The organism is Streptomyces sp. 8L (assembly GCF_020176795.1).
Taxonomy (GTDB): domain Bacteria; phylum Actinomycetota; class Actinomycetes; order Streptomycetales; family Streptomycetaceae; genus Streptomyces.
Genome location: NZ_JAIUKE010000328.1, coordinates 1 through 4,346, shown reverse-complemented (window position 1 = coordinate 4,346; position 4,346 = coordinate 1). Strand labels below are relative to the sequence as shown.

Here is a 4,346-nt window from a genome sequence, read left to right as displayed (position 1 = left end):
CGGTGCCCCGGCCCCCCACGGCCGGCGTGCCCCCACGAGCGAGGAACACCATGGCGACCACCCTGACGAAGGACGCGCCCAGCCCACCCGGCAGCGGCAAGACCTTCTTCGGCCACCCGCGCGGTCTGGCCACCCTGTTCATGACCGAGATGTGGGAGCGCTTCAGCTTCTACGGCATGCGGGCACTGCTCACGCTCTATCTGCTGTCCGGCGGTCCTGACGCGTCGAAGGGTCTGCACAGCGGCGGCCTGGGCATGGACCTGGCCGCCACCACGGCGGTCTACTCGATCTACAACTCGCTCGTCTACCTGCTCGCCATGCCGGGCGGCTGGCTCGGCGACCGCGTCTGGAGCCCGCGCAGGACGGTGGCCGTCGCGGCGGGCATGATCATGCTGGGGCACCTGACGCTCGCGCTGCCCGGCGCCGGCACGTTCTTCGTCGGCCTCGCCCTGGTGGCGATCGGCTCGGGCCTGCTCAAGGCGAACATTTCCACGATGGTGGGCCACCTCTACCAGGGTCCGAACGACCCGCGCAGGGACGGCGGCTTCACGATCTTCTACATGGGGATCAACGTCGGCGCCTTCTTCGCCCCGCTGGTCATCGGCACCGTCGGCGAGAAGTACAGCTGGCACCTCGGCTTCGCGCTGGCCGCCGCGGGCATGGCGCTCGGCCTCGTGCAGTTCCTGATCGGCACCCGCCATCTGAGCCCCGAGAGCAGCAGGGTGCCGCAGCCGCTGTCCCGCGCGGAGCGGACGTCGTGGGTGCGCAAGGGGCTGCTGTGGCTGATCGTCGCCGTCGTCGCGTACGGCGTCATCACGCTGACCGGCCACTTCACCATGAACTGGGCGATGATCCCGCTGACCGTCGCGGGCCTGGTGATCCCGGCCGGGGTGCTGTGGCGGATCAAGCGGGACCGGGACCTGTCCAGGGACGAGCAGACGAAGATGTCCGGGTACGTCTGGTTCTTCGTCGCCGCCGCCGTGTTCTGGATGATCTACGACCAGGGCGGCTCGACGGTCCAGGCCTTCGGCACAGGCAAGGCGTCCGACAGCGTCCTCGGCCTGGCCTTCCCCACGTCCTGGTACCAGTCGCTGAACTCGGTCTTCATCATGGCGCTCGCGCCCGTGATGGCCTGGCTGTGGCTGTGGCTGAAGAGGCGCGGCAAGGAGCCGAGCACGGTCGCGAAATTCGCGGCCGGCCTGGTCTTCATCGGCGTCTCGTTCTTCTTCTTCCTGATCCCGCTGTTCATGGCGGTGAACGGGACGCTCGTGAGCCCGATGTGGCTGGTGGGGATCTATCTGATCCAGACGGTGGGCGAACTGTGCCTCTCCCCGGTCGGCCTGTCGGTGACGACGAAGATGGCGCCGGAGAAGTACGCGAGCCAGATGATGGGCGTGTGGTTCCTCGCGGTGACCGCCGGCGACTCGGTGACGGGTCTGCTGTCCATCGCGAACGTGGACCTCAGCGGTACGGGGGTGGTGGCCCTGGAGGCGGCGCTCTCGACGCTCGCGGGGGTGGCGGTGGTCATGTACCGCCGCCGCGTCCGGGGCCTCATGGGCGAGATCCACTGACCGGGTCCCGACCCGTCCGGAACGGGGGTGGCCGGGGCTTGCGAAAGCCCTGGTCACCCCCGTGGTGGTCGTACGGCGAGTGCCGGTCGTACGGCGAATGCCGGTCGTACGACGAATGCCGGTCGTACGACGAATGCCGGTCGTACGGCGAATGCCGGAAGGGGGCGGGACGCCGTGCGGGTACGGGGACGCGCGCCGCGGTACGGGTACCGGTACGCGCCGCCGGTACGGGGACGTGACACGACGCGGCGCCGGTGGGCCCGATGGCGGGTGCCGTGCCTTACGCCGGTGCCGCCAGTTCCGCCCAGACCGTTTTGCCCGCGGCCTCGGGGGTACGCAGCACACCCCAGTCCAGGCAGAGGCGCTGCACGATGAACATGCCGTGCCCGCCGGGCCGTCCCGACCGGTGCGGTGTACGGGGTGCGGGCTGGCCCGCGCCCCGGTCGGCGACCTCGAGGCGCAGCACCTTCGCGGCGATCGACACGCGCAGCCGCTCGGGGCCCTCCGCGTGCAGGCACGCGTTGGTGACCAGCTCCGACACGACCAGCAGGACGTCTTCCGCCGCCGCCCGGCTGTCCGCGGTGGACGCGGGCAGCCAGCCCCAGTCGTAGAGGGCCTGGCGTGTGAAGTCGCGGGCGAGCGGGACGACCCCGCTGGCGCTGTCGAGTGTGAGTGTGCGGCTCGTGCCGCCCGGCACGGACACCTGGCCGACGTCCGAGTCGGGGCCGAGGTCGCCCGGCGGTGGCTGCCGGGTGGTGCTCATCAGCGCTTCACCTCACCGATTCGCCGAAGTGGCATGGTAGCCGCACGGAGAGTGAGTACAGAGATGTGTGCGGCCTGCGGGGTTCTTCTGCCCGAACGCGCTGGGACAACACCCCGCACCGTGGTGCAACACGCCGCCACCGCGGCACCCTGTCGGGACGCGACGCACACTCTCACTCCGCCAGTGCGTCTTGGAGTGTCGTGTGCACACCGAAGACCGCGTCCGCGCCGGTGATCTCGAACACCCTGGCGACCACGGGCCGCATCGCGGCCAGGTGGACGCCCCCGCCCGCGGCGTCCGCCTTGAGGCGCGCGCCGAGCAGCACGTTGAGTCCGGTCGAGTCACAGAATTCCAGTTGCGAGCAGTCGATCACGAGCCGTGACCGGCCTTGCTCGAGCGCTTCGTCCAGCGGGACACGCAGCAGTTCGGCCGTGTGGTGGTCGAGCTCACCGGCCGCTGTCAGGATCTCGCTGCGGCCCTCGGTGCGGACCTCGACGCTGAGCCGGCCCCGGTTCGTGCTGCCGACCGTCTGGCGGTCCATCCCGTCCCTTTTCGCCGTCGTTGCCGTCTGGTGTTCGCTTGCCGTGCGCAAGCCGTCCCACTCCGTCATGGAGCGCGGGACCTGCGGGGATCGGTGTCCGCCGCGGGACCCGCCCGACCGCGGGCACCGCTCGAACATTACGCCTTTCAGACGCCATGGGGTAGCGGAAGTAGTCAACAATGCATACCAAAAGGGACAATTGATACTTGCAACCGCGCACACCCAGCAGGTAGGGCTAGAGGGAGACACATTCACACACGGCACGGCCTGGGAGGCGCCGCACGCCGCAGTAAATGCGCACCGGCATCGGCAGCCATATGCCGAGAACGATGGAGGAGACCATGTCACCCCGGCTCGACGAACCGCGTACCCCGATCGCGCCGTCGGCATCAACGCACGAACCTTATGTGGCCGACGTCACACTCAGGACGTACGGCTCCGACGCGGCGGCCCCCGTGGTCCCCGTGCCCGCCGTCTCCCCCGAGACCCAGCCCCTTCCGGCGTCCGCGGACCTCATGGACACCGACGACCTGCCGATCCCCTCGCAGGAGGAACTCGGCGACCTGGGCGCGGTCGACGCCCGCGTGCTGTCCAGGACGCTGTTCGCGCGGCTCGAAGACCTGGAAGAGGGCACGCACGCGTACGCCTATGTGCGCAACACCCTGGTCGAGCTGAACCTGGCACTGGTGAAGTTCGCCGCCTCCCGGTTCCGTACGCGCAGCGAGCCGATGGAGGACATCGTCCAGGTCGGCACGATCGGACTGATCAAGTCGATCGACCGGTTCGAGCTGAGCCGCGGCGTCGAGTTCCCCACCTTCGCGATGCCGACGATCATCGGCGAGATCAAGCGCTTCTTCCGCGACACGTCGTGGTCGGTGCGCGTGCCCCGCAGGCTCCAGGAACTCCGACTCGACCTGGCCAGGACCGGCGACGAGCTCGCGCAGCGCCTCGACCGGGCCCCCAGCGTCGGTGAGCTGGCCGACGCCCTCGGCATCACGCGCGAGGAGGTCGTCGAGGGCATGACGGCGAGCAACGCGTACACGGCGAGCTCGCTGGACGCGCAGCCGGAGGAGGACGAGGGCGGCGAGGCCACCCTCGCGGACCGCATCGGCTACGAGGACCACGGCATCGAGGGCATCGAGTACATCGAGTCCCTCAAGCCGCTGATCGCGGGCCTTCCGCAGCGCGACCGGCAGATACTCTCGCTGCGCTTCGTGGCCAACATGACGCAGTCCGAGATCGGCGAGGAGCTCGGCATCTCGCAGATGCACGTCTCACGGCTGCTGTCGCGGACGCTGGCCAGGCTGCGCAAGGGGCTCATGCTGGAGGAGTGACCTTCGCGGTCCCGACACGACGAACGGTGCCCCGCCGGGCCCCCGCCCCCCCCGGGCCCCCCCCCGGGCGGGCCCCCCCCCCCCGCGGGTATTATGCGCCGGCCGCCAGTTGTGTGAATGGGCCGGCGGGGCGGGGG

General features: G+C 70.0%; 4 protein-coding genes. 2 read left to right on the top strand and 2 right to left on the bottom strand.

Translation table 11 applies throughout. From position 1 onward, the window contains the following. Positions 1-50 precede the first annotated feature (50 nt). Entirely contained in the window at positions 51-1,571 is a 1,521-nt protein-coding gene (locus tag LCE31_RS24850; protein WP_225017801.1) for a peptide MFS transporter, read from the top strand. Positions 1,572-1,851: 280 nt separating this feature from the next. On the opposite strand, the gene LCE31_RS24845 is transcribed toward LCE31_RS24850, so the two are convergent. Together LCE31_RS24845 and LCE31_RS24840 are read right to left on the bottom strand one after the other, a co-directional pair. Then, positions 1,852-2,334, bottom strand: coding sequence for an ATP-binding protein (locus LCE31_RS24845; protein WP_225017795.1), 483 nt, complete (start codon positions 2,332-2,334; stop codon positions 1,852-1,854). A 172-nt stretch (positions 2,335-2,506) separates the two neighbouring features. Then, a complete protein-coding gene (locus LCE31_RS24840; protein WP_225017799.1) occupies positions 2,507-2,875 on the bottom strand; it encodes an STAS domain-containing protein in 369 nt (122 codons plus the stop codon). Between the two features lie 317 nt (positions 2,876-3,192). Between LCE31_RS24840 and LCE31_RS24835 the strand changes: the two genes are divergently transcribed. Next, a complete protein-coding gene (locus LCE31_RS24835) occupies positions 3,193-4,209 on the top strand; it encodes an RNA polymerase sigma factor SigF (protein WP_374118548.1) in 1,017 nt (338 codons plus the stop codon). Positions 4,210-4,346: the final 137 nt, after the last annotated feature.